This is a genomic window from Trinickia sp. Y13 (assembly GCF_029522115.1).
In the GTDB taxonomy this organism is placed as follows: Bacteria; Pseudomonadota; Gammaproteobacteria; order Burkholderiales; family Burkholderiaceae; genus Trinickia.
This window is the reverse complement of the sequence record NZ_JAKWFK010000002.1, coordinates 259,483-280,583: the sequence shown is the minus strand read 5'-3', so window position 1 is coordinate 280,583 and position 21,101 is coordinate 259,483. Positions and strand designations below refer to the sequence as shown.

Below are 21,101 nucleotides of genomic sequence, written 5' to 3'. Positions count from 1 at the left end.
ATCGATGGCGTAAGCCGCACTAGCGCTCGGCAATAATTTTTAAACCGCGATACCGATTGATGCTCGCTGGATAGAATTCGGCGCGGCAGGTCATGGCAGCGCTCTGGCCAGTCGCCTCCGTTCCGATTTTCCTATTCGACGGCATTGCGATGAATCGACAAAATGCAGGCCCGGGTTCCGTATGGGCGGATGCGGATCAGGTTCATAGAGAACTCGCCGAACGCGGGATGAGTGCGATAGACCTGCGGGGAATCAGCCAAGTGCGCCCAGCGTTCGACATCGCTTTCGATTGGGCGCTCATTATGGTGGCGGTCTCGTGCCTTTGCCGTTTCGGCATTGCCGCGGCCGTGCCGGCGCTATTTCTCATCGCCAATCGGCAACGCGCGCTCGGCAATCTCTTGCATGAAGCCGGTCATCGAAATCTTTATCGAACGCCTCGGCTCAACGATATGATGGCGGGCGTGTTCTTGGCGCCCGCACTTCTCGCGGATCTCGCGCGTTACCGGTCCACCCACGCCCGTCACCATGCGATGTTGGGCATGAGCCAGCACGATCCCGACTACATCGCGCCTGCGACGGGTTCGTTCCCGGATTGGTGGCGCACCTATCGCAAGCTCCTTCTTTCTGCGAGAGGCTGGCTCGCATCGGTGGCCGGCCACCTGATCGATTCGAACGTCGGCGCGGGGCGGCGGTGGATGCTCGTCGGCTGGTGGGTCGCTCTCTCGGCTTTGTTGGCACTGAGTGCGGGACCCGGATTTGCCGCCGTGTTCGTCATCTCTTGGTACGTTGCGAAAGCAACCGGTTTCCATGCAATTACGACGTGGCGTGAAATGTGCGATCACTATGGAATGACCGCTGGCGGAATTTATTCGTTTACTCGGGATGTGGCCGTCGCGCGCCGCTGGCGCTGGATCGTTCACCCGCATAACAACGGATACCATCTCACGCATCACTTGGTGCCCGCGGTGCCGTACTATCGCCTGCCCGAAGTCTGGCGCACGCTTTCGTGCTTGCCTAGCTACTGCGCACGCGGCGTCGTATGCACGTCGTATCTATGGGGTAGCGCCGCCGCCGTGCGCTGCCGTCAAAGCATGGCGCCCGCCCGATGAGCGGCGATCGGTTGGGGGCGATGCAGGTTGCGGCGTTGCTCGTTTCCGCAAGCTACGGCATTGGATTTCTCTTCGGCTCAGGCGAACTCGCCATGTCGCACGGCATGGCTGGCTGCCTGTATCCGTGGCTGACTGGCGCCGGCATGCTGCTTCTTGCGTTTCTGTCGGCTCGCCTATGGCGCATCGGCATGCCCGTGTGGGATCTATTCGGGAACCGATATGGCACCGTCGTGAAGCGCTATGTCGCCGTGCTCTCGGTCATCTGGATGACGGGCGTGCTCGCTGCGCAAATCCAAGGGGCGGGCACGACGCTATCGATGGTAGGCGTTCCCGGCGCGTTGTCGCTGCCGATCGTGTCGCTCGCGATCTTCGTTGCCGCGCAGCTTCGCCTAGGGGTGGCTTCAAAGATTTTCGCGCTGTGCTTATTGGCCGGCAGCATCGTTCTGCTGCTAGCGGTTCTCGATCTCGGCGGACTCGACATTTATTTGCATGCCATCCCGCGCTTTGCGAGCGATCTTCATCGGGTGGGCGGCTCGGAAGTGGCGACAATGACGATCGCGGTCGTCTTTCTCGTCGTAACCGGCGCCGACTATCAGCAATTCATCATCGCGGCCCGCAGCCCAGCCGCCGCCGTGGCAGGCTGCGCGCTCGCCGCCGTCGTGCTGATCGTCGTGGGTGCCCTACCGGCATCGGCGGTGCTCGCGGCTAGCGGCGCGGGCTGGCTCGCGCACACCGACGAGGCGAAGCAAGCGATCCCGTTGGTCCTCGCCCACATGTCGGACCGCCTCGGAAGCGGGGCGGGGACGGTCATGCTGCTCACCCTGATCGCCGCGGCGCTCGGCTCGGGCGCGGCCGTCGTCCGTGCCATGTCGACTGCGGTGCTGGCGATGCCCGAAACGACGCGAGAGGACGCGAAGGCTCCGGCGTCGGCGGTCGTGGTGCTGTTGGGCACCATCGTCGCGAGCCGCGGGCAGGCGATCATCGAAACGATGATCGACCTGAACATCGTGTACATCGCAAGCATCGGCCCGCTGTTCGCGCTGCTGCTGTTGAACATTGGCGTGCCGCCGGTTGCCGCGCAACGTGCGCTCGTGGCGGGCTGTCTTTCGTCGATCGCCCTTTACGCGACCAAATGGTTCGGTCTCGTCACGGGAAACGTCGAGCTGATGTTCCTGGGGGCGGGCATGCTCACATCGGTCCTCGCGCTCGAAGTCAGCCGGCGCCGATTCGCGCGCGCGGCCTAGCGGCGCTTTCCGTCTCTTGGAGCGATACGTCCGGCGGTTCGCTGAAGGCAAGCGCGGCGCGCGCAAAGCGCACGATGAAATCGGTGACTTGGCGAGCGAGGGGCGGCTCCTGCTGCCAGTGATGCCAAAACAAGGGGATGGAAAGTCCGAGCTTCGGGCAGAGATCGACGAGCTCCCCGCTTGCTAGCGGCCTTTGCGCTTGTTGCATCGGAACGAGGCCGTAACCATTGCCGCTTTGAATGGCGCCGAGCAACGCTACGGGGGAGGGGAAGTAGTGGCGCGGATACTGTCGCGGCTCCACGCCGAACAGCATCTTCAAAAAATCGTCGTGGAGGGAATCCTTGCGATTGAATAAGATCGCCGGCGCCGAGCAGAGCTCGTGCACGGTCAGGCCATTGGGGAAATGGCGCTGCGCGAAGGCGGGCGCGGCGACGCAGCGATATTCCATCGAGCCGAGGCGGATCGCTTCGAACCCTTGAGCGGGCTTCGACTCGCTGCACACACACCCGACGACCTCTCCCCGAATCAGCATGGGCCCTGTATGGTCCTGATCTTCCACGAGCACCTCGAGCGCAACGGGCAGCGCTTCGAGCAACGCCTGTGTGCATGCGCCGAACCACGACGCAAGCGAATCGGCATTCACGGCGACGGCCAGCCTTGCGCGTTGATGCCGCCCGCCTTCGGGCACGAGTTGCCGATAAACGTCTTGTTCGAGCAGGCGCACCGCGTTGACGTGCCGAAGCAGGACTTCGCCGGCGACGGTGGGCAGCACCGGGCGATTTCGAACCAGCAGCACCGCCGAGAGCGCTTCCTCGAGCGCTTTGATGCGCAGCGAAATCGCGCCGCGCGTGATGTTCAGCGCATTTGCGGCACGCTCGAAGCTTTGATGTTCGACGATCGCCGCAAAAGCTTCCAATTGGCTTCTGTCAAGCATGGCCGCTCCGGTCTCGGAATATTGGTTGGACGTTGAAAACTTGCGATCAAAATTGGCAGGAAACCGCCGGCGATAGTATCACGCGGCCCGCATCGTTCTAGCGCGCCTTATTCAAGGCGCGTTGTCGGGAAAAATCGATTTCAAGCATCGTCGTTTAGAAACATTCTCGCTCAACCAAAGAAATTGAACGGTGATACGACGGCGCGAGCGGCTGATAGCATTGTCGCCGAAATTGCTTAGGGTGACGGAATGACATTGCGAGAAAAATTAGAACGATCTGCGGCAATCCGCCAGTCTTATACGCGTCTTCCATTTCAGGGTTTTTGGACATGGTTGACGGGCAAGGAGTTGCACGGCAGGGTATCGAGGCCGATCAGCCCGCTCGAATCCACCGCTTGGGCCATTGCGCTTTTCCTTGGCGGGATGGCGGCATCCGTGGCGGTATTGCTGTCTGCCGCCAGCGCCTTTTGGCTTTTGCTTTCCGTGACGCTCACCGTTTCGGGAGCGCGCTATATCGTCGCCACCGTTATTCATCATGGGGTCCATCACGCGGTCTTCCGCTCGGAACGGGCGAACCTGATTTTGTGCGAATTATTGTCGACGCTTACCGTCGTGCAGCCGTTCCATGCGTACCGACGGTTTCATGTGTACGAGCACCACGGCCGCGATTTTTCGACGATGGAAGATCAAGATCTGGCAGCGATCTATATGTTGGGATTACAGCCTGGCGTTCCCGTTGAACGGATGCGATGGATCCTGCTCTGGCAATGCGTCAATCCACTGTTCCATCTGCAGTACGCGTGGGGGCGAATCAAAAGCAATTTGATCGATGCGCCCGCCTACAGGGTCGCGATGACGCTCGCGTGGTTTTCCGCGCTGGCGGGCGTGGCCCACGGGCTGGGCTTGCAGGTGTTTTTGATTTCGATCGCGCTTCCGCTCACCGTGATCTATCAAATCTGCTCGTTGCTTCATTTGGTGACCGAGCACGCTTGGGTGCTGCGAACGAGCGGCGAGAAAGTTCGAGACTCGCACGTGAAGAACAGCCACGGCCGTTTTTGCGGGCGGATGCTGCCTGCCTACGGACTCTCCGGGATCCGGTGGCTGCGCGCTTGGAGCGGATGGTGGGCCGAGCATTTACTCATCCATCTCCCTGCGCGCCTACTGATCGTGCAAGGATCGCTCATCGTTCACGATTGGCATCATAGAGCCGGAGCGGATCGCGGTTGGCCGAACGCGATCCAACGGCGCGAAGCGGATCTGCAAAACGAGTTTGCGCGAGGCATGTACTCGTACACGGACATATGGGGTATTCACCATGTCATCGACGAGGTCATGCGACGAATCAGTGCGGCGCCGGCTGCCGCGCCGGTGGAAGGGTTGCGCTACCGGCTGAATTGACGGGCTTGATGGGCCGGCGCTAGTAGAGAGACGAAAAATGAAAAGAGAACTCATCAATATCGTGAATGGCTTCAAGTTCGTGCCCGGCAGCGCGTACCTCGAAGGCCTAGGTGACGAAGCGTACCGATCGTTCAAGCGCTTTTACGATGCGCAGGTGAAGCCCGATCCTTACGCCGCGGTGCGCGATCGGGCGATGATCAAGATCGTCTACGACAGAAAGACGGCGCAGATACGCCTGAACCCGAATCAGTCGTACTTTCAATCGTACGGCGCCAACGATAGCGATGGCGGGCGCGTCAGGGTGTTTCCGGCGATCGATGAATCGATTCTCGAGAACCGGGTCTTTCGCCATCTTTTCCAGTGCGACAGCACTTACATCGACGAGTATTGCGATCGGGTGCGGCAGGAGATCGTCAACATCAGCGTGCATTTCATTCGATACAAAGCAAACTGCGGCGGGGCGTCGTACAGCTCGCCCGTCTGGCTGCATCTCGATGACGAGCCGTTGGTTTTCATTCATTTGATCGAGCTGACGCGAAATGCGATTGGGGCGGACAGCGTGATTTCGGAAATGGACAGCAAACCCACGAACGTTCTGCGGCTGTCGAATCCGTTCGATACGTTGATCGTCGATCGGGCGAAGAAGCACGCGGTGACGCCTCTGGGGGCGACGCAAGGCACCGCGTACCGCGACGTGATGCTCGTCAACCTCGAGGCGGAGGTTCAGCAGAAATGAGCGGTCGATTGGACGGACCCGCACAAGGCCGAGGCCCTCAGATATCCGACGAGCGGTTGGGCCAGCTCTATATGGCGATTGCGATGGTCATCTCCGGGACCATTGGGTTCTTCGTGCTGATGTCGCAGCAAAGCCCCTTCAATGTCGTCTGGTTCCGTTGCGCCATCGGCTCCGTGGGTCTTGCAACGTATTGCTTCTTTCGTGGGTACTTGCGCTCGCTGCGGCTCGACAGGAAGGAATGCGTCAACTTGTTCTTCGGGGCGTTGACGCTCATCGCCAACTGGTGTTTTTTATTCACGGCGTACCGGTTGACGTCCGTCGGCATCACCACGGTCGTGTATAACGTGCAGCCGTTTCTGCTGTTGATCGCAGGCTTTCTCGTGCGGCGCGAGCGTCCGTCGCGCGCGGCCATTGTGTGGCTCGTCCTCTCCTTCACCGGGCTCGTCGTGCTCGCGCAGCCCGGCGTTCAGCACGACGATCGTGCGTATGGCCTCGGCATCGCATGCGCGCTGGCGGCGGCCACGCTCTATGCGGCCACGACGTTGTTTACACGGTCGCTCTCGCGATCGCTTCGACCGGAACTGATCGCGGTGGGGCACATGGTGATCGGAACCGTGGTTTTCATCCCGTTGGCCAATTTCCACGATTTGCCGGCTTCGCCGTCGCAAGTGACCGCAATCGCAGCGCTAGGGCTCGTTCACACGACGTTCATGTACATACTGCTTTATGGCGCCTTCAAAAAGGCCGCAACGAGCAGTATCGCGGTGCTCAGTTTCGTGTATCCGCTCGTGGCCGTGACGGTCGATTTCTTCGCGTTCGGGCGGATATTGACGCCGGCGCAATTGGGCGGCGGCGTGCTGATCGTGGCCTCCGCGGCAGCCTACGCGAGCGGCGTCAATCCATTCTCCACCGTTTCTCGCCTTGCGAGCAGAAGCGGCAAGAAAAGCACTCACGGTGCGTGAGGAGACCAGCAGTGAAAAGCAATCTCGACGCTCTCATGAAAGCCTACGGCATCAGGCCCGGAGATCGCGTCGGCATCATGGGGGATCGGCCAGCCGGGGCACAGCGCTTGGCCGATCTATTGGACTGGCAGTTGTGCCGGCACGTCTTGCTCGACCCCGGCGAAGCGCTCGTGAGTCTTTCGTCGAAAGTCGTGCGGCACGGCATACGCATGGTTTTCGTGTGGCCGGAAAGCCGAAGCATTAGCGAAAAGCTCCCTCTGTGCGTCGGCCTAGCCGATGCGTTCCTTGAAAAAGCTAACCATGGTTGATCGATTCGACGATTCCATGCCCAACTTCGCCACGATTGCATTGTTCGACCACGACGCCTATGCGCGCAGCTTCAGCGCGACGGTGCTTGATGTGAGGGACGACCTGATCGCGCTCGATCGAACGTTGTTCTACCCAGCGGGGGGCGGGCAGCCGGGAGACTCAGGGTTCTTGCAACTGAAGTCGGGCACTGCGCGCGTGGTGGAGACCTTTCGCGACGATGCCAACCGCGCCGTCATTTGGCATCGCGTGGCGACGCCGGGCCAAGCGGGGGACGTTGGAGGCGCCGTGGACGGCGCCATCGACTGGGAAACGCGCTACGAGAACATGCGGATGCACACCTGCCTGCATCTGCTTTGCTCGTTGATCAGTGCGCCGGTTACCGGCTGCGGCATGGGCGGCGGCAAAGGGCGGCTCGATTTCGATCTGCCGGAAATGGAATTGACCAAGGACGTCATCACGCGCCGGCTGAACGATCTGGTCGAGGCGGGGATCGAGGTCGCGACGTCATTGGTTGCGCCTCAAAAACGCGCGGAGCTTCTCGGCCTGGTGAGAAATCGCTATGCGTTGCCGCCGGAAACTAGCGACGCGATAAAGATCATCGACGTGCAAGGCATCGACGTTCAGCCCTGCGGTGGGACGCACGTGGCGAAAACGACGGAGATCGGGCGGGTCGTTTGCGAGAAGATCGAGAAAAAGGGGCGGTGCAATCGCAGGGTCGTGCTTCGCTTCGAGCGCTGAATCGACGCAATCGTGCGGTGCTCGGCTCGTTCACCCTATCCCATGACGCGTTGCAACGCCGCCCTCATGTCACGAAGGAGGCGCCTCGTTCGCCCTCAGCGCGCGACCAGCGCACAGTGATCGATCGTGCGCGCGTCGTACTCGGACACGACGTCGAAACCTGCGTCGCGCAACCACGTCGTATGGTCCCGCACCGGATAGGCCATGCCTTGTCCGCTCGCGACCGTGACGAAGTACAGCGACGACTTCACCGATTGCAAGCCGCCCGCTTCATCCGGATCGCACATCAGCGACCAGACGAACAAATGACCGCCGTCGGCGAGATACGCGCGCGTTTTCCGGTAGAGAAACTGGATCTTTTCCGGCGAAAAGATCTCGAGCACGTGCGAGAAGATCACGCCGTCGCAGCCTTGCGGCCAGGGGTCCGTGAACATGTCGACCGCCTCGCACGTCACGCGCTCTTCGAGGCCGCGCGCGGCGATGTTCGCTCGGGCTTTTTCGATGACGGAGGGCAAGTCGATCAACGTGACGCGCACTGACGGATAACGCTCGCACAAACGAATCGCATTGGTGCCGTCGCCGCCGCCGACGTCGAGCAAGCGCGACACGTCGCTGAATTCCTCGATGGCCATCATGCGCGGCGACAGCCGCGTGTACGCGCCCATGCCTTCATGAAAGAGCCGCTCCAATGCCGGATTGGCCGCCATGCGTCCATAGAGCGTGGGCGTGTCGCCGGGAAATTCGTCCAGGCCCGCGTTGCGTCCTTCGCGCAAGGCCTGCGTGAAATGCAGACAGGCGCGATGCTGGATCTTGTCGTTCAGATGCACGAACGGAACCATCGATTGCGCGGACCCTCGCAGCAGGCAGCGTCGCGTGAGCGGCGCGTTCTCGATCTTGCCCGTTTCGCCGACATTGATCAGCTTCAGGTGTTTGAGCCCAAGCAGCAACACGCGGCAGCCATGCTCGTCGATTTCGAGTTGCCGTGGCAAAGAGGCAAGCGTCGCGCCTCGCTCGATCACGTCGAATACGCCAAGATCGCAGGCGCTGGAAAGCACCTGAGTCTTGATGTAGCCGTTCATCATTTCACAAAGCGATTGCCATTCTTCCCACGACAATTCGTCCATCGTTACAGATCCTCCTTTAAAAGTGTCGACGCTTCAAACGGCAGCGACTTCATCGCTGGCCAACTGCGCTTTGCGTTGCGCGAGCCGCGAGCGGATGAACTCGCCCTCGCTCGCGGGTAGCCGGTGCGCGTTCCAACGCAGGTAGCACTCGAGCTCGTGCACGCGCATGCCGAGCGGCGTCGATTCGCCGTCGATGAACAGAATGTCATGCAGGGCCATCGCGCGAATCACGAACATCGGCACGTCGGCTCGCATCGGGCGGAACGTCGGTGAGTGCGCACCGCGCACTGTGCTGTCGGGATGGAATTCTCCGAGCATCAATCCGCACTCCATGTAGAACGGCTTCAAGATCCCATGCGTGCAGTCGATGAACTTGTAATTCGCATCCGCACGCAAGCCGAGCGGAAAAATGGCGAGCGAGAGGAGATCGGACGGCTCGCGGCGTTGCTTGGCGAGCCGATCGAATATGCTCGGCAATCGCATCAAGGTGTCGATATACGTAGCGAACGGCATATCCGCCGCGTCGAAGGCGCAAAAGAGCAAGGCCTGTTCTTCGTGCGCGGGCTTCGCGAAAGGGCAGACGGCGCCTTTGCGCCCAAGGTTCGGGTGCGGCTGCATGATGAAGCGCCGGATCCATGCGAGGCCCGTTGCATACGTGCTGCGCAATGGCCCGTGGGGTTGCCCGTCGATCTCGGTCGACACGCACAGCGATCGCTCGATCTGCGCAAGGGCGTGCGAAACCGGTTCCGCTGCCGGCCTGATAAGGCTCTGCTCGTTCATACGGTGCTTCCTTGTTTGAAGTGCTTGTGACCGCTGCGCTTCTCGTTGTCGAGCATGGCTTCGAACAGGCGTCCCCATTCGTAATCGATTCGATCCGGATGGAAGGGGAACACGCCAGCACCAGGGGTAAATGTCAGTTCTCCGAAGAGAATTTTGCCGTCGGGAACGTACAAATCCACACGGACGTAGCCGAGACCGTCCGCCAAACGCGTGGCGAGACGCACGATTTCATCCCAATGCGGGGGCGCCGGCGGTGCAATCGCGCTTTGGGGATAATGGCCGACGGCAATGTCGACGCGATTCCATCGCACGTCGAATACGTCGCCGTGCGGTGTGCCGAAACGGTCCGATACGATGCCGGCGTAAATGATCGGATCGCCATTCGCATCGCGGCCGAACATATTGAGTTTTAGATCGGCGGGCACGTGGCCGCTTTGATCGAGCAGCAATTGCTCGAAGTAAAGCCGCGGCTCGATGGCGCGGTAATGCCGCTCGCGAGACGCGCGAGAAAAATCGTCGGCCAGCCATTTTTGCGCGAGGCGGCTCAATTCGTCGAAGGACGTTTGGCGTTTGTCGTGGACGATCTTGACGTAACCGCAGCCGTGATTGGTCTTCATGACGAAGGCGTTCGGCAGGGAGTCGAACAGCGCTCGATCGAACACGTCGGGGATGGCGATGAGCGGGACGAGATGCGCCTCGCCGATCCGCTCCTTCACGAACTGGCGCACGGCGAGCTTGTCGGCGAGCACGCTCCATTGGGGGTCGGGGTGCAGGCAGCGTCGAAGAATGAATTCGTTGAAGGTTTGCGGCTTGACGAGGTTGGGCCAGCGGCGGACGCGGCGCCAGTGCGACAAGCAGAGGAACAGCGCATCGGGGATAAAACGCTTGGCCCCATGCCATGCGCCGCGCAGGCCTGCCTCGAGCGCCGAACGGGCCCGCGTTGGGACGCTCTGCGCAAAAGGGAGGTGCAGGGACGCCGATTCGGCGCGCGCGCCGCATGCTGGGAGCGCCGCACCCGACAATAAGAGCGCGGCGCTCTCGCAGCCGGGTCGCTCGATCGAGGCCGGCGGCTGCGAATCGGGTTCGGCTACGGTCGGCATGTGTTTCCCTTCCCTTCGATGCGTCTGCTTTGGGGTTGCTTGGTTGCACACAAATAGAACCATTGGGAATTTGGCCAAGCAATAAGCCGAGCCGGAAGTCGGGAACGTTTGGCGTTTTATGACGTAGTTCTTCGCGGGTCTGTTGCGAAGCAATCTTTGCTTACAGAAATAGAAATTTGTTTAGTCTTGTTACTTATATGCTCGCCGTTATGCCTTGGTATGAGGTAATGCGGATAAGTTAGAAGAAACGTGCGACGGCGTGCGCAACCGGCGTTTAAAGCTTCGCGTTGCAGTAGGGGTTTTTCGGACATGCGCTGCCAGGCGGTTGATAATGTCCGATGCGCAGTGGTCGTGGAGGGCGTCGATTTTTTTGGCGACGCCCGCGTGCGGGCTTTTCCCTCAGTCCCGGGTCGCCGCCAGCTCGTGTAGCCAATGCGTGTCGTACGGAGCGTACTTACGATGACGCCGCGCGCCTCGCGTGCCATTGCCGCACTCCACGGCCGGCGGCAATTGACTGCCGCTGGCCGCCACCGCTTACCCCGATTCGCTCGAACCCTTGCAGGGCGGGGCTAGAGGCAATCGGCAGATGAAGTCGATCGGGCCCCTGAAGCGCCGGATTCGAGCCGCTATAATGCGGCGCATCGTCACACCGCTAGCCTTCATGCCCCGGTTTATTTGCGCTTTGCTCCTCTGCCTTGGGCTGGCCGCGCCCGCGATCGCGCAGCCGTCCGACGCCTCGGCGCCCGCTGCCGAGCCGCCGGCCGCGGCGAGCGGAGCCATGGGCGCGGAACTGCACCGTATCCGCGACTTGCTCACGCACAAGTTCGGGCTCGCCCGTGCGAAAGCGGAACAGATTTCGGCAGCGGTCATGGCGTCCGCCTCCAAATATTCGCTCCCCCCGGCGCTCGTGCTGGCGATCATCTCGATCGAATCGCGGTTCCAGGAACGCGCTCGCGGCGCACACGGCGCGACGGGACTCATGCAGGTCGTGCCGGCCGCACATAAGCGCCTGGTCAAGAACCTCGACCTTACCGAGCCGGCGGCGAACATCGAGGCGGGATCGGCAATCTTGCACGGCTATCTCGAATCGGCTCGGGGGGACGTGAGCGCCGCGCTCAAAAGCTACGGCGGTTCTTCGGCCTATGCGCAAAAAGTCAGTTTGCGGGCGAAGGATTTCCAGACGGTCGACGGGGCAAGCGATGCCGGAGTGCCCGCTGCGCAATCGCCGCAGTGACAGTGCGGCGGCGAGCGCCCGCCGCATTCGCGTAGTGGATGCCGCTCGGTGAGCGCATCGAGCTCACCCGATCCTGCACTTTGCGCCAGCACTGCGTGAATCAGGACATGCTGCCTGTCGCGCCGCTCGCATGCTCTGCTAGAATCTGACCCATCGTGCGGCAAATATGCAGGACTCCAAAATAATTAACGAATTCGCAAGCAGGGCCAAATTCGAACGTCAGGGAAAAGAATATGAATTGGCTCCGCCCACTTATCGTCTTCACGGTTGCGCTCGGCTCGACAGCCTACGCGGACGCTACGCAGTGGACCGCACTGAAGAGCGCTAGCGACCTGGCTTATGCCGTCGATACCGATAGCGTTGCAACCGATTCCGACGGCTACATCGAATACACCGCCAAAACCACGTGGAAGGCGCCTGCGATGATGCCGGGCGCGAGCGCGCCCGTTGCCGTATCGGTCTCGCGTTATCAAATCGATTGCGCCGGTAAGCAGTGGCGCACGCTCGATACGCATTATTTGCGCGCAGACGGTGCACCCGCGGGCGCCGTGCGTTCGCCCGATGCGCCCTGGGTGGCCGTGAGTCCGGGCACCGTTGTCGACACGATGTTCCGCAAGGTGTGCTAGCGGCAATCGCGCCGCGCGCGACGGCTCGTCCGCACGCTTTTTCTCCAGTTGCTCTAGTATGTGGGACGCCGCCGGGATGCGGGTGTTGGCGCACCGGCGGGGTCTACCGACAGGAGAACAACATGCATGCAATGCGAAAGTTGAATGTCGCGGTTCTGTTGTGGGCGCTCGCCTCGGGCGCCGCTTTTGCCGACACGGTCAAGCTCACTGCGAATCTGGAGCCGTCGAGTGAGGTGCCGCCGACGACGTCCCCGGGCAGCGGCAAGCTCGACGCCGAATTCGACACGTCGAGCAAGGTTCTGAAGTGGAACATCTCCTACCAAGGGCTCACAGGACCGGCTACGGCGGCGCATTTCCATGGCCCGGCGGCCGTGGGCAGCAATGCGCCGCCCGTCATACCCATCCCGAAAGACAAGCTTGCGAGCCCCATTACCGGCTCCAAAACGCTGACTGAGACTGATGCTAACGACCTGATGGCCGGAAAGTGGTACTTCAACGTCCACACCAAAGCGAATCCGAGCGGTGAGATTCGCGGCCAGGTGAGGCAGCGATAGTTGCCCGCGTGTGCGAGTCAGTCAGGTTGCGCCGGTACATGGGCGCCCGCGCGCGCTGGTGCGTTTGACGTAAGGCTCGTTCGTCGTTCGCGGGGTGCGTCGCGATGAGCTGGCAAAGCGCGATCGCCTGTTGGCTGCTGAAGCGCCACTTTCGTCCTGAAACGCTCAAACCGCATGTGAGCGTCGAGCGCGCGCGTGCGCATGCGTCCACGCGCATTCGAAGAGTATCGGTTCCATCGGGCTGGCGGTTAGCCGTGCGCGACGGAGCGGGCGATGCACCGCTACGCGGGGAGTGGCTGGAACCCGAAGCCTGCGGCTCGGTTGCACGCACGATGCTGTATTGCCACGGCGGCGGCTACTACTTTTGCTCGCCGGCGTCGCATCGTCCCCTCGTCTTCGGTCTTGCCGCGCGCGCCCGCACGCGCACGTTTTCGCTCGATTACCGCCTGGCGCCCGAGCATCCGTTCCCGGCCGCGCTCGACGATGCGCTGGCGGCATACAGGCGCTTGCTCGCCGACGGCACACCGCCCGAATCGCTCGTCGTCGCCGGAGATTCGGCCGGCGGGGGCCTTGCGTTGGCCGCGCTCGTCGCCTTGCGCGACGCCGGCGATCCGCTGCCGGCCGCCGCTGTGCTGTTTTCGCCGTGGACCGATCTCGCCGCCACGGGACGCACGATCGAATCGAACGATGGCCGCGATCCGATGTTCTGCGGGGCCGCGATCGGCCGGGCTGCAAAGTTCTATGTGGGCGACGCGGACCCGACCAATCCCTATCTCTCGCCGCTGTACGCCGATTTCTCCGGATTGCCGCCGCTCTTGATTCAAGCGAGCAGCACCGAGGTGTTGCTCGACGATGCTCGTCGTGTCGCCGATCGCGCAAGTGCCGCAGGGGTGCGTGTCGAGCTCGAGGTTTGGCCCGAGCTGCCGCATGTCTGGCATCTATGGACGCCGTTCGTGCCGGAAGCGAAGCGCGCGCTGGACCGCGCTGCGCAGTTCGTGCGGCTTCATGCGTGTGAGCGCGCCGGTCAAACGGAGCCGGGCGCGACGTCGCGATAAGCGGCTTGCACGATCTCGCTGCCGTAATGCCGCTCGAGACGGCGCACCGCGAAATGTCCGTGCGCCGTTTGCTGAAAGTGATCGATGAAGACCGTATTGACGAGCGCGCCGAGCACGGCGCCGATTGCGGGGATCGATTTGGCGGCCACTTGCTCGCTGACCTGCGCCGAGAAGCGCGCGGCAATCGCGTTCATGAGCCGCACGAGCGCCGGCGCGCCATGCGCGGCGACCCCTTTGCTGGCCAATTCCGACGACGCCTTCGAGACGGCCTGCGCGAGCGCGCCGCGCGCGATGAAGTAGCCGAAATCGGCTTCTTCGGCCTGCACGCTGCGACCCATGCCGAACACGGCCAGGCACTGAAGCCTTGCCTCGAAGCTACGCAAGTCTTCTCCTTCGCTACGGGCTATATCGCAGATGGAGCGGAACATGAGCGTTGTCGTGACCGGCAACTCGGCCGGTAGCGCGAACAAGCCGAATGCGCCACCGGCGGCGCCGGTCGTCGCCACCGCCGCCTTGTGCAGCCAGTCGCGCGGTTTCGCAATCGCGCCGCTTCGCGTGGATGCATTTTCATCGGCGGCCAAAGCGGGCGCGCCGAGTGTCGCCACGGCCGCTTGAAGGGCTTTCTCGAGCGAACGCCGCGTTGCGTCGGCGATCGTCGCGTGCGCCGAAGCCGGCAAGCGCGCCATCAGCCGCTCGAGCGGCGTGCCCACGGCGTCGGCCAGCTTCATCGCCAAGGGCTGCGTCTCCAGCGCCCGCTTGGCTTTCGCCAGCGTAGCCAGGTCTTCGGCGGACAGACGCGCGTCGACGATGGGGATCGGTTCCATGCGGTAAGTTGGCGAACGAACGCCGAAGTTGAGTGGGTTCACGAAGTCTATGCCGGCATTTGCCGCCAGCCAATCGGAGTCACACATGCTATCATTTCGCATTCTTTGACTCGTCAACGATTGCGGTTGCAAAAAATGGCCGTCCACACCGCACCCCAACATTCGCGGGGGCAACTACTGCCGTTTCGAGAGTCGCTGCTGGCGATGCTCGGCATCTCGTTCGTCACGATGCTCGTCGCGTTCGATCAGACCGTGGTCGGCACGGCGTTGCCGACTATCGTCGCGGAACTGCGCGGTTTCGAGCTGTACGCGTGGGTGGCCACGTCTTACTTGCTGACATCGGTCATCACTGTCCCGATTTTTGGGCGGCTGGGCGATTACTTCGGGCGCAAACCGTTCGTGATCGCTTCGATCGTCGTGTTCACGGGCGCGTCGGTGCTGTGCGGCGCCGCCAACAGCATGCTGTTTCTCGTGCTCGCGCGCGCCTTGCAGGGCATCGGCGGCGGCATGCTCGTCGGCACCGCCTTCGCCTGCATTCCAGATCTGTTTCCGGATTCGGTCGTACGTCTGCGCTGGCAGGTGCTCATGAGTTCGGCATTCGGCATCGCCAATGCGATCGGGCCGTCGCTCGGCGGTTTTCTGACGCAGTACTACGGCTGGCGCTCCGCCTTCTATGTCAATTTGCCCGTCGGACTGCTGTCGCTCATTTTCGTGTGGCGCTATCTGCCGCACCTGCGGCATATCCAGACACGCGGCAAGATTCGGTTGGATTGGCCCGGTTCGCTATTGATCGCGGTTGCGCTCGGCGCGCTGCAATTGCTCGTCGAATCGCTGTCGCAGCATGGTTTTTCGACGGGCGTGGCGGCCCTCGCGGTGCTCGCCGCCGTGGCGGCGCTAGGGTTATGGAAGTGGGAAGGGCGTGCCGAGCAGCCGATCCTCCCGCTCGATATGTTCGCCAACCGCAGCCTCGCAGCGCTCTTCGCGCTCTCGCTGCTCGGCGGTTTTTCCATGTTCTCGCTGATCTTCTATGCGCCGCTGTTGTTGCAAGGCGGATTCGGGCTATCGCCGAAGGATGCCGGGTTGGTCGTGACGCCGCTCGTCGTGTTCATCACGATCGGCAGCATCGTCAATGGCCGCATCGTGACGCGCATCCCGCGCCCGAACGCGATGCTCTATGTCGGCTGTGCGTTGCTCGCGTGCGCTTGTGCGGGCACTGCGCTCGCCACGCGCGTCATGCCGCATGCGCTGTTGATGGGTTTGATGATGCTTGGCGGCGTGGGGCTCGGCTTCGTGCTCCCCAATCTCACCGTCTTCGCTCAGGAAACGGCGGGGCGCGAGCACCTGGGCATCGCGACGGCGCTGCTGCAATCGCTGCGCATGATCGGAGGCATGTTCGGAACGGCCGTTACCGGTACGTTGATCACGCATCTTTATGCGCGCGGCGTGCGCGACGCACTGACCGCAAGCAATGCGATGCAGTGGTGGCCCACCATGCGCGACCCGCAAATCCTCGTCAATCGCGACGCCCAGCACAGTTTGCTCGATGCATTGGCTCACGCCGGCCGCGGCGATGGTGCGGCGTTGCTCGAACTGGCGCGCGAGGCGCTAGTGACAGCCATTCATGCCGGGATCGCCGCGGCCGCCGTGGTTGCGCTCGTGGCGTTATGGCAGTGCAGGCGCGTGCCTCATGTCAGCATCACGCGTCGCGCGCAGTCCGCGCCCGCGGCGGAATAGCCGAGCAACAAGGGTTACACCATGGAAGATTACGTCGCCATCGTTCAGCAGTTCGGCCGGACCTACCGGGCGTTCCTGTCGGCTTTCGAGTCGCAGGTCGGACATGCCATGCCGCGCTGGCGTATCTTGCTCGCGTTGACGGAGCCGGACGCAGCGTGGTCGCAAAAGCGGCTCGTCGAGCGGTTGCGCATCGATCCGGGCGCGCTCACGCGTCAATTGAAGGCCCTGGAGGCGATCGGGTGGGTCGAGCGCAGCAGCGACACGCGCGACAACCGCATTACGAACGTGCGCTTGACGAGCGAAGGGCGGCGCGCCGTGGAGGCGAGCTTGCCGCAGCGCAACGTGTTCCTGCGTGAAACGATGGGTGCATTGCCAGACGAAGCCCTGGCCGCCCTATCCGATGCTTTGACCAAGCTCGAGGCGCGCATCGCCGGGCTCGGACAATGCGTGCCGCTGCCGGGCGACGCAGGAGATCGAGCCCCCATCGGTCGCGATGCGCCGGAGACGGCCGATGAGGCAGATACCGCAGGTGCGCCAGATGCGGCCGATGACCTAGATGCACCCGATACAGCCGACGCCTCTCGCGGCGCGGGCTCATCGTCGGCAGCCCCAACCCGCTGAAGCCGCTCGGCACGGCGGCGCCTTGCTCCCAGCGCCCCCATGCCGTCCCGCGACTCAGAAGAACGTCTCGACCACTTCCTTGACGCGGTAGCTCGAATCGACGACCAGCAACTGACGCCACTTGTCGAACGTCAGGCAAGGGTGGGAGATGTCGAACGCCAGCATATCGCCGACTTTCAGATCGGCGCCTGCGGGGATGCGCAGATACGCATGCTGATCCATCATCCCAGTGACTTCCCAGCCTTCTTTCGGCGCAACCGTGCGCGGGTGCGCGGCGCCGGCGCCGGCGCCGGCGCCGGGCCGGTAATGGCGCGCGGCAACCGGCATTCCCGCGTCGAACGCGGCGTCGCGCTTGCCGAATCCGACGATCGCTCGATCGGGCTCGGGAATCGACTGCACATAAGCCCACAACTGCAGCGCCGGCAAGAGCGCCTCGCCCATCTTCTTGGCGATCGGATTGCGCGCGAGGATCTCGCTTTGCGCTTTCTTGTAGACGCCGACGTCATGAGTCAGATAGCAGCCCGGGCGCAGGACGACTTCGATCGCACCTGCTTTGGACTCGGCGGCGAACTCTTCCGCCACCACGTCGTACCAGGCCGAACCCGCGCCGGAGAGCAGGGCCGGCGTGCGTTGGAAGCGGCCATCCGCGGCCAGCCGTTCGGTCGTCTGCACGGCGCGGCGCAAGAACGCGCGCACCGCTTGCTCGTCGGAAATGATGCCCTCGTACAATTCGATGCCCGCGAGCAGCAGCGTTCCCTCGTGGCGAGCGATGGCCGACAGCACCGCGTCGAGCTGGGCATCGTCGCGCACGCCGGTGCGCCCGCCCGCCACGCCGAGCTCGATCAACACCTGCAGGCGGCGGCCCGCCGCCTTGAAGAACGCGCCGAGCTGGTCGACGCCATCGACCGAATCGACGAGACAGAAGAATTCGAAGTCCGGATCGCTGAGCAATTCGGCGATCATCGCCATGTTGTGCTTGCCCACGAGCTGGTTCGCCATCAACACGCGTTCGATGCCGCCGTGATAGGCCGCCCGCGTTTGATGCGCGGTCGCGAGGGTGATGCCCCAGGCGCCCGTTTCGATCTGCCGTCGAAAGAGCTGCGGCGCCATCGTCGTTTTGCCATGTGGCGCGAGCTGCACGCCGTATTCGGAGACGAACGCCTGCATCCATTTGAGGTTGTGCTCGATCCGGTCCTCATACAGAACGGCGGCGGGCAAGCTCACGTCCTCGTCCAGCAAGTTCCATTCGAGATTCGCGGCTTGCGCGAGGGGCACGCTCGCGCTCGGGACCGTGCCGAGCCCCTTGCCGAGCGGATCGATAGAAGCGGACGAGTAGCTCGTCATCGTCAATGTCATCGGAATCGTCCTCGCAAAAACGTGCGCCGGCGACATAGCCGACGTTTGGGCCCCCATGGTACCGAAAGTGCGAGTAGGATTGCCCGAATCGTCGACGTCGCGCTGTGCCGTTGGACTTGCCGCCGGCTTTCGCCGCACCCGAAGCCTCAGCCAACCCGCACCCGATCCGCGGCCGCCCCAGCAATCGCCAATCGCCAATCGCACCCGCATTTGCACCCCCAATTCGCATTCGGAGACGCCTATGCATTCTCATCCCGAAGCCGCCGATACGCTCATCTACGGCGCAACGCTCTACGATGGCACCGGCAAGCCGCCGGTCGTGCGCGATGTCGCCATTCGCGGCGATAAAATCGCCGCCGTCGGCAACCTGTCGAATTGGATCGCGGAAGAGATCGTCGAAGCGGACGGTCGCGCACTTGCGCCAGGTTTCATCGACGTCCACACGCACGACGATACGCACGTCATTCGCGAACCGGAAATGTTGCCCAAGCTCTCGCAGGGCGTCACGACGGTGGTCGTCGGCAACTGCGGCATTAGCGCCTCGCCCGTCACGCTGCGCGCGCAACCGCCCGATCCGATGAACCTGCTCGGCGAGCGCGACGCCTTTCGCTACCCTACGTTCGCCGCGTATGTCGACGCCGTCAACGCGGCGCACCCGGCTGTCAACGTGGCGGCGTTGGTCGGCCATACCGCATTGCGCAGCAATCATATGGACCGGCTCGATCGCGCCGCCACGCCAGCTGAAATCGACGCGATGCGGGCGCAGCTCGTCGAGGCGCTCGAGCATGGGGCGCTCGGATTGAGCTCGGGGCTCGCTTATGCGTCGGCGTTCAGCGCGCCTACCGAGGAAGTGATGGCGCTCGCCGAACCGCTCGCACAAGCGGGGGCGCTTTATGCAACGCATATGCGCAGCGAATTCGAAGCCATCTTGGACGCGTTCGACGAAGCCTGCCGCATCGGCCGTCATGCGCGCGTGCCGGTGATCGTGTCGCACTTGAAATGTGCGGGGCCGCGCAACTGGGGACGCAGCATCGAGGTGCTGGCCGCGCTCGAACGGGCGCGGGACGCGCAGCGCATCGGCTGCGACTGTTATCCCTACGACCGTAGTTCGACGACGCTCGACCTGAAGCAGGTCACGGGCGACATCGACATCACCGTGACCTGGTCGACGCCTCATCCCGAAGCCTCGGGCAAATTGCTGTCGGCGATCGCGAACGAGTGGGGCGTGACGCAGCAGGAAGCGGCGCAGCGTCTGCAACCGGCCGGGGCCGTTTATCACAACATGTCGGAGGAGGACGTTCGGCGCATCCTTGCGCATCCGGCGACGATGGTCGGCTCCGACGGCCTGCCCAACGATCCGCTGCCCCATCCCCGGCTATGGGGCACGTTCCCGCGCGTGCTCGGTCATTACGCGCGCGACGTGCAACTGATACCGTTGGAGGAGGCCGTGCGCAAGATGACGGGGTTGTCGGCGCGTCGCTTCGGCCTCGAGCGTCGCGGCGAAATTCATGTCGGCTACCACGCCGATCTCGTCCTGTTCGATCGTGCTCGCGTGCGCGATGCCGCGACGTTCGACAACCCGCGCCAAGTGGCCGACGGGATCGAGGCCGTCTGGGTCAACGGTGTGCTGTCGTATCGCGACCGTGCGGCTTCGGGGCAGCGCGCGGGCCGCTTCGTGCCGCGCGGGGCAGCGGCCGCCGGTGACGCCGCGGCGCCTGCATCCGAACCGTTTTGAGCCTCGCGGCCACGGCATATCGGCGTGTTCGCGCCGTCGCCGCGCCGCGCGATATCGCCTTGCGCTATTGCCGTGCGGTGCGCGCGTTGTCGGGCATCGGCAGGTTGTAGTTGGTGCGGAACGGATTGATGTCGAGCCCGCCGCGCCGCGTATAGCGCGCGTAGACGGCCAGTTTCAGCGGGTGGCACTTGCGCAGGATGTCGATGAAGATGCGCTCCACGCATTGCTCATGAAAGCCCGTGTGCAACCGGTACGAGATGATGTAGCGCAGCAACCCTGCGTGATCGATTTGCGGGCCGACATAGTGAATCTGCACGCTGCCCCAATCGGGCTGCCCCGTCACTGGGCAATTGGATTTCAACAGATTGGAGTACAGGGTTTCTTCCACGGGCGCTTCGTCGAACGCGGCCGTAAGCAGTGTTGGATCGGGCTCGTACACGCTCGCATCGAGATCGAGCCGATCGAGCGAGAGGCCTTCGAACTCGTCGAATTCCAGCTTGGCGAAATCGACGGGCGCGGTGAGTCGCACCGAGACCGTCGCGCCGCACGCCGCGGATACGTCGCGCTTGAGCGTGTCGCGCAGCGCGTCGATCGACTCGACCCGCGTTTGCGCGAACGAGCCGAGATAAAGCTTGAACGATTTCGATTCGACGATGTTCGGCGATTCGGCCGGCACGAAGAACGTCGCGATCGCGATCTGCGGCTTGCCGCGCGCATTGAGCCAGGACAGCTCGTAAGCGTTCCAGATGTCGGTGCCGAAGAACGGCAGCGCCGCGCCGATCCCGATCGCTTCGCGGCCTTGGCTGCGCGCGATCGGAAACAGCAGTGCCGGATCGTACTGCTCGGTGTAGGTGGTGCTCTTGCCGAGCGGGGAGTGTTCGGGAGTCATCGGGTTCGGTGATGTTCGGGCGCCGGCGTCAGCACGCGC

20 protein-coding genes and 1 pseudogene are annotated in these 21,101 nt (G+C 63.0%); 14 read left to right on the top strand and 7 right to left on the bottom strand.

The features are described 5' to 3' along the window. Positions 1–227 precede the first annotated feature (227 nt). Together MMB74_RS04330 and MMB74_RS04325 are read left to right on the top strand one after the other, a co-directional pair. Positions 228–1,109 (top strand): fatty acid desaturase, encoded by an 882-nt coding sequence (locus MMB74_RS04330; RefSeq protein ID WP_277427370.1) that lies wholly within the window; start codon positions 228–230, stop codon positions 1,107–1,109. Beyond that, positions 1,106–2,353, top strand: a complete 1,248-nt coding sequence (locus tag MMB74_RS04325; RefSeq protein WP_277427369.1) for a hypothetical protein — start codon at positions 1,106–1,108, stop codon at positions 2,351–2,353. Before MMB74_RS04330 ends, MMB74_RS04325 begins: the two co-directional genes overlap by 4 nt. On the opposite strand, the gene argP is transcribed toward MMB74_RS04325, so the two are convergent. Beyond that, the gene (gene argP, locus MMB74_RS04320; RefSeq protein WP_277427368.1) at positions 2,322–3,287 is read right to left on the bottom strand and encodes an HTH-type transcriptional regulator ArgP; all 966 of its coding nucleotides are present in this window, start codon (positions 3,285–3,287) and stop codon (positions 2,322–2,324) included. The genes MMB74_RS04325 and argP overlap by 32 nt on opposite strands. A gap of 249 nt (positions 3,288–3,536) precedes the next feature. Between argP and MMB74_RS04315 the strand changes: the two genes are divergently transcribed. Genes MMB74_RS04315 through MMB74_RS04295 form a run of 5 tightly spaced genes read left to right on the top strand, consistent with a single transcriptional unit; the run spans position 3,537 to position 7,430 of the window. After that, positions 3,537–4,685 carry a fatty acid desaturase gene (locus tag MMB74_RS04315; RefSeq protein ID WP_277427367.1) on the top strand — a complete coding sequence of 383 codons (1,149 nt, stop codon included), beginning with the start codon at positions 3,537–3,539 and terminating at the stop codon, positions 4,683–4,685. Positions 4,686–4,722: 37 nt separating this feature from the next. After that, positions 4,723–5,421, top strand: a complete 699-nt coding sequence (locus MMB74_RS04310; RefSeq protein ID WP_277427366.1) for a 2OG-Fe dioxygenase family protein — start codon at positions 4,723–4,725, stop codon at positions 5,419–5,421. After that, positions 5,418–6,383 carry a DMT family transporter gene (locus tag MMB74_RS04305; RefSeq protein ID WP_277427365.1) on the top strand — a complete coding sequence of 322 codons (966 nt, stop codon included), beginning with the start codon at positions 5,418–5,420 and terminating at the stop codon, positions 6,381–6,383. Before MMB74_RS04310 ends, MMB74_RS04305 begins: the two co-directional genes overlap by 4 nt. Positions 6,384–6,394: 11 nt before the next feature. Continuing rightward, complete coding sequence (locus MMB74_RS04300; protein ID WP_277427364.1) at positions 6,395–6,691, top strand: hypothetical protein; 297 nt, start codon at positions 6,395–6,397, stop codon at positions 6,689–6,691. Further along, positions 6,684–7,430: an alanyl-tRNA editing protein gene (locus MMB74_RS04295; protein WP_277427363.1), complete on the top strand. Its 747-nt coding sequence runs from the start codon at positions 6,684–6,686 to the stop codon at positions 7,428–7,430. The genes MMB74_RS04300 and MMB74_RS04295 overlap by 8 nt, the downstream gene beginning before the upstream one ends. A 95-nt stretch (positions 7,431–7,525) precedes the next feature. On the opposite strand, the gene MMB74_RS04290 is transcribed toward MMB74_RS04295, so the two are convergent. Genes MMB74_RS04290 through MMB74_RS04280 form a run of 3 tightly spaced genes read right to left on the bottom strand, consistent with a single transcriptional unit; the run spans position 7,526 to position 10,434 of the window. Then, positions 7,526–8,554, bottom strand: a complete 1,029-nt coding sequence (locus MMB74_RS04290) for a methyltransferase (RefSeq protein WP_277427362.1) — start codon at positions 8,552–8,554, stop codon at positions 7,526–7,528. Between the two features lie 33 nt (positions 8,555–8,587). Beyond that, positions 8,588–9,334, bottom strand: a complete 747-nt coding sequence (locus MMB74_RS04285) for a DUF6875 domain-containing protein (protein WP_277427361.1) — start codon at positions 9,332–9,334, stop codon at positions 8,588–8,590. Next, positions 9,331–10,434 carry an ATP-grasp fold amidoligase family protein gene (locus MMB74_RS04280; protein ID WP_277427360.1) on the bottom strand — a complete coding sequence of 368 codons (1,104 nt, stop codon included), beginning with the start codon at positions 10,432–10,434 and terminating at the stop codon, positions 9,331–9,333. The genes MMB74_RS04285 and MMB74_RS04280 overlap by 4 nt, the downstream gene beginning before the upstream one ends. 661 nt (positions 10,435–11,095) lie before the next feature. Here MMB74_RS04280 and MMB74_RS04275 point away from each other — a divergent pair. The 4 genes from MMB74_RS04275 (at position 11,096) to MMB74_RS04260 (ending at position 13,903) form a co-directional block, all read left to right on the top strand. Beyond that, on the top strand, positions 11,096–11,668 hold the full coding sequence (locus tag MMB74_RS04275) for a transglycosylase SLT domain-containing protein (protein WP_277427359.1): 573 nt from the start codon (positions 11,096–11,098) through the stop codon (positions 11,666–11,668). 233 nt (positions 11,669–11,901) lie between these two features. Continuing rightward, complete coding sequence (locus MMB74_RS04270) at positions 11,902–12,294, top strand: surface-adhesin E family protein (protein WP_277427358.1); 393 nt, start codon at positions 11,902–11,904, stop codon at positions 12,292–12,294. Between the two features lie 122 nt (positions 12,295–12,416). Beyond that, positions 12,417–12,848, top strand: coding sequence for a CHRD domain-containing protein (locus tag MMB74_RS04265; RefSeq protein WP_277427357.1), 432 nt, complete (start codon positions 12,417–12,419; stop codon positions 12,846–12,848). 104 nt (positions 12,849–12,952) lie between these two features. Beyond that, complete coding sequence (locus MMB74_RS04260; protein ID WP_277427356.1) at positions 12,953–13,903, top strand: alpha/beta hydrolase; 951 nt, start codon at positions 12,953–12,955, stop codon at positions 13,901–13,903. Here MMB74_RS04260 and MMB74_RS04255 read toward each other — a convergent pair. Beyond that, the gene (locus tag MMB74_RS04255) at positions 13,873–14,727 is read right to left on the bottom strand and encodes an EcsC family protein (RefSeq protein WP_277427355.1); all 855 of its coding nucleotides are present in this window, start codon (positions 14,725–14,727) and stop codon (positions 13,873–13,875) included. The two genes, MMB74_RS04260 and MMB74_RS04255, sit on opposite strands and share 31 nt — an antisense overlap. Positions 14,728–14,862: 135 nt before the next feature. Here MMB74_RS04255 and MMB74_RS04250 point away from each other — a divergent pair, with 135 nt between their 5' ends. Further along, on the top strand, positions 14,863–16,461 hold the full coding sequence (locus MMB74_RS04250) for an MFS transporter (RefSeq protein WP_277427354.1): 1,599 nt from the start codon (positions 14,863–14,865) through the stop codon (positions 16,459–16,461). Positions 16,462–16,482: 21 nt separating this feature from the next. Next, a pseudogene (locus MMB74_RS04245) lies at positions 16,483–16,890 on the top strand (MarR family transcriptional regulator); the annotation flags it as partial. Between the two features lie 246 nt (positions 16,891–17,136). Here the strand turns inward: MMB74_RS04245 and MMB74_RS04240 are convergent. Then, positions 17,137–18,432, bottom strand: coding sequence for an amino acid deaminase (locus MMB74_RS04240; protein WP_277427719.1), 1,296 nt, complete (start codon positions 18,430–18,432; stop codon positions 17,137–17,139). A gap of 247 nt (positions 18,433–18,679) precedes the next feature. Between MMB74_RS04240 and MMB74_RS04235 the strand changes: the two genes are divergently transcribed. Then, positions 18,680–20,173, top strand: a complete 1,494-nt coding sequence (locus MMB74_RS04235) for a D-aminoacylase (RefSeq protein WP_277427353.1) — start codon at positions 18,680–18,682, stop codon at positions 20,171–20,173. Positions 20,174–20,237: 64 nt separating this feature from the next. Here the strand turns inward: MMB74_RS04235 and queF are convergent, their stop codons facing one another. Next, a complete protein-coding gene (gene queF, locus MMB74_RS04230; RefSeq protein WP_277427352.1) occupies positions 20,238–21,062 on the bottom strand; it encodes an NADPH-dependent 7-cyano-7-deazaguanine reductase QueF in 825 nt (274 codons plus the stop codon). Positions 21,063–21,101: the final 39 nt, after the last annotated feature.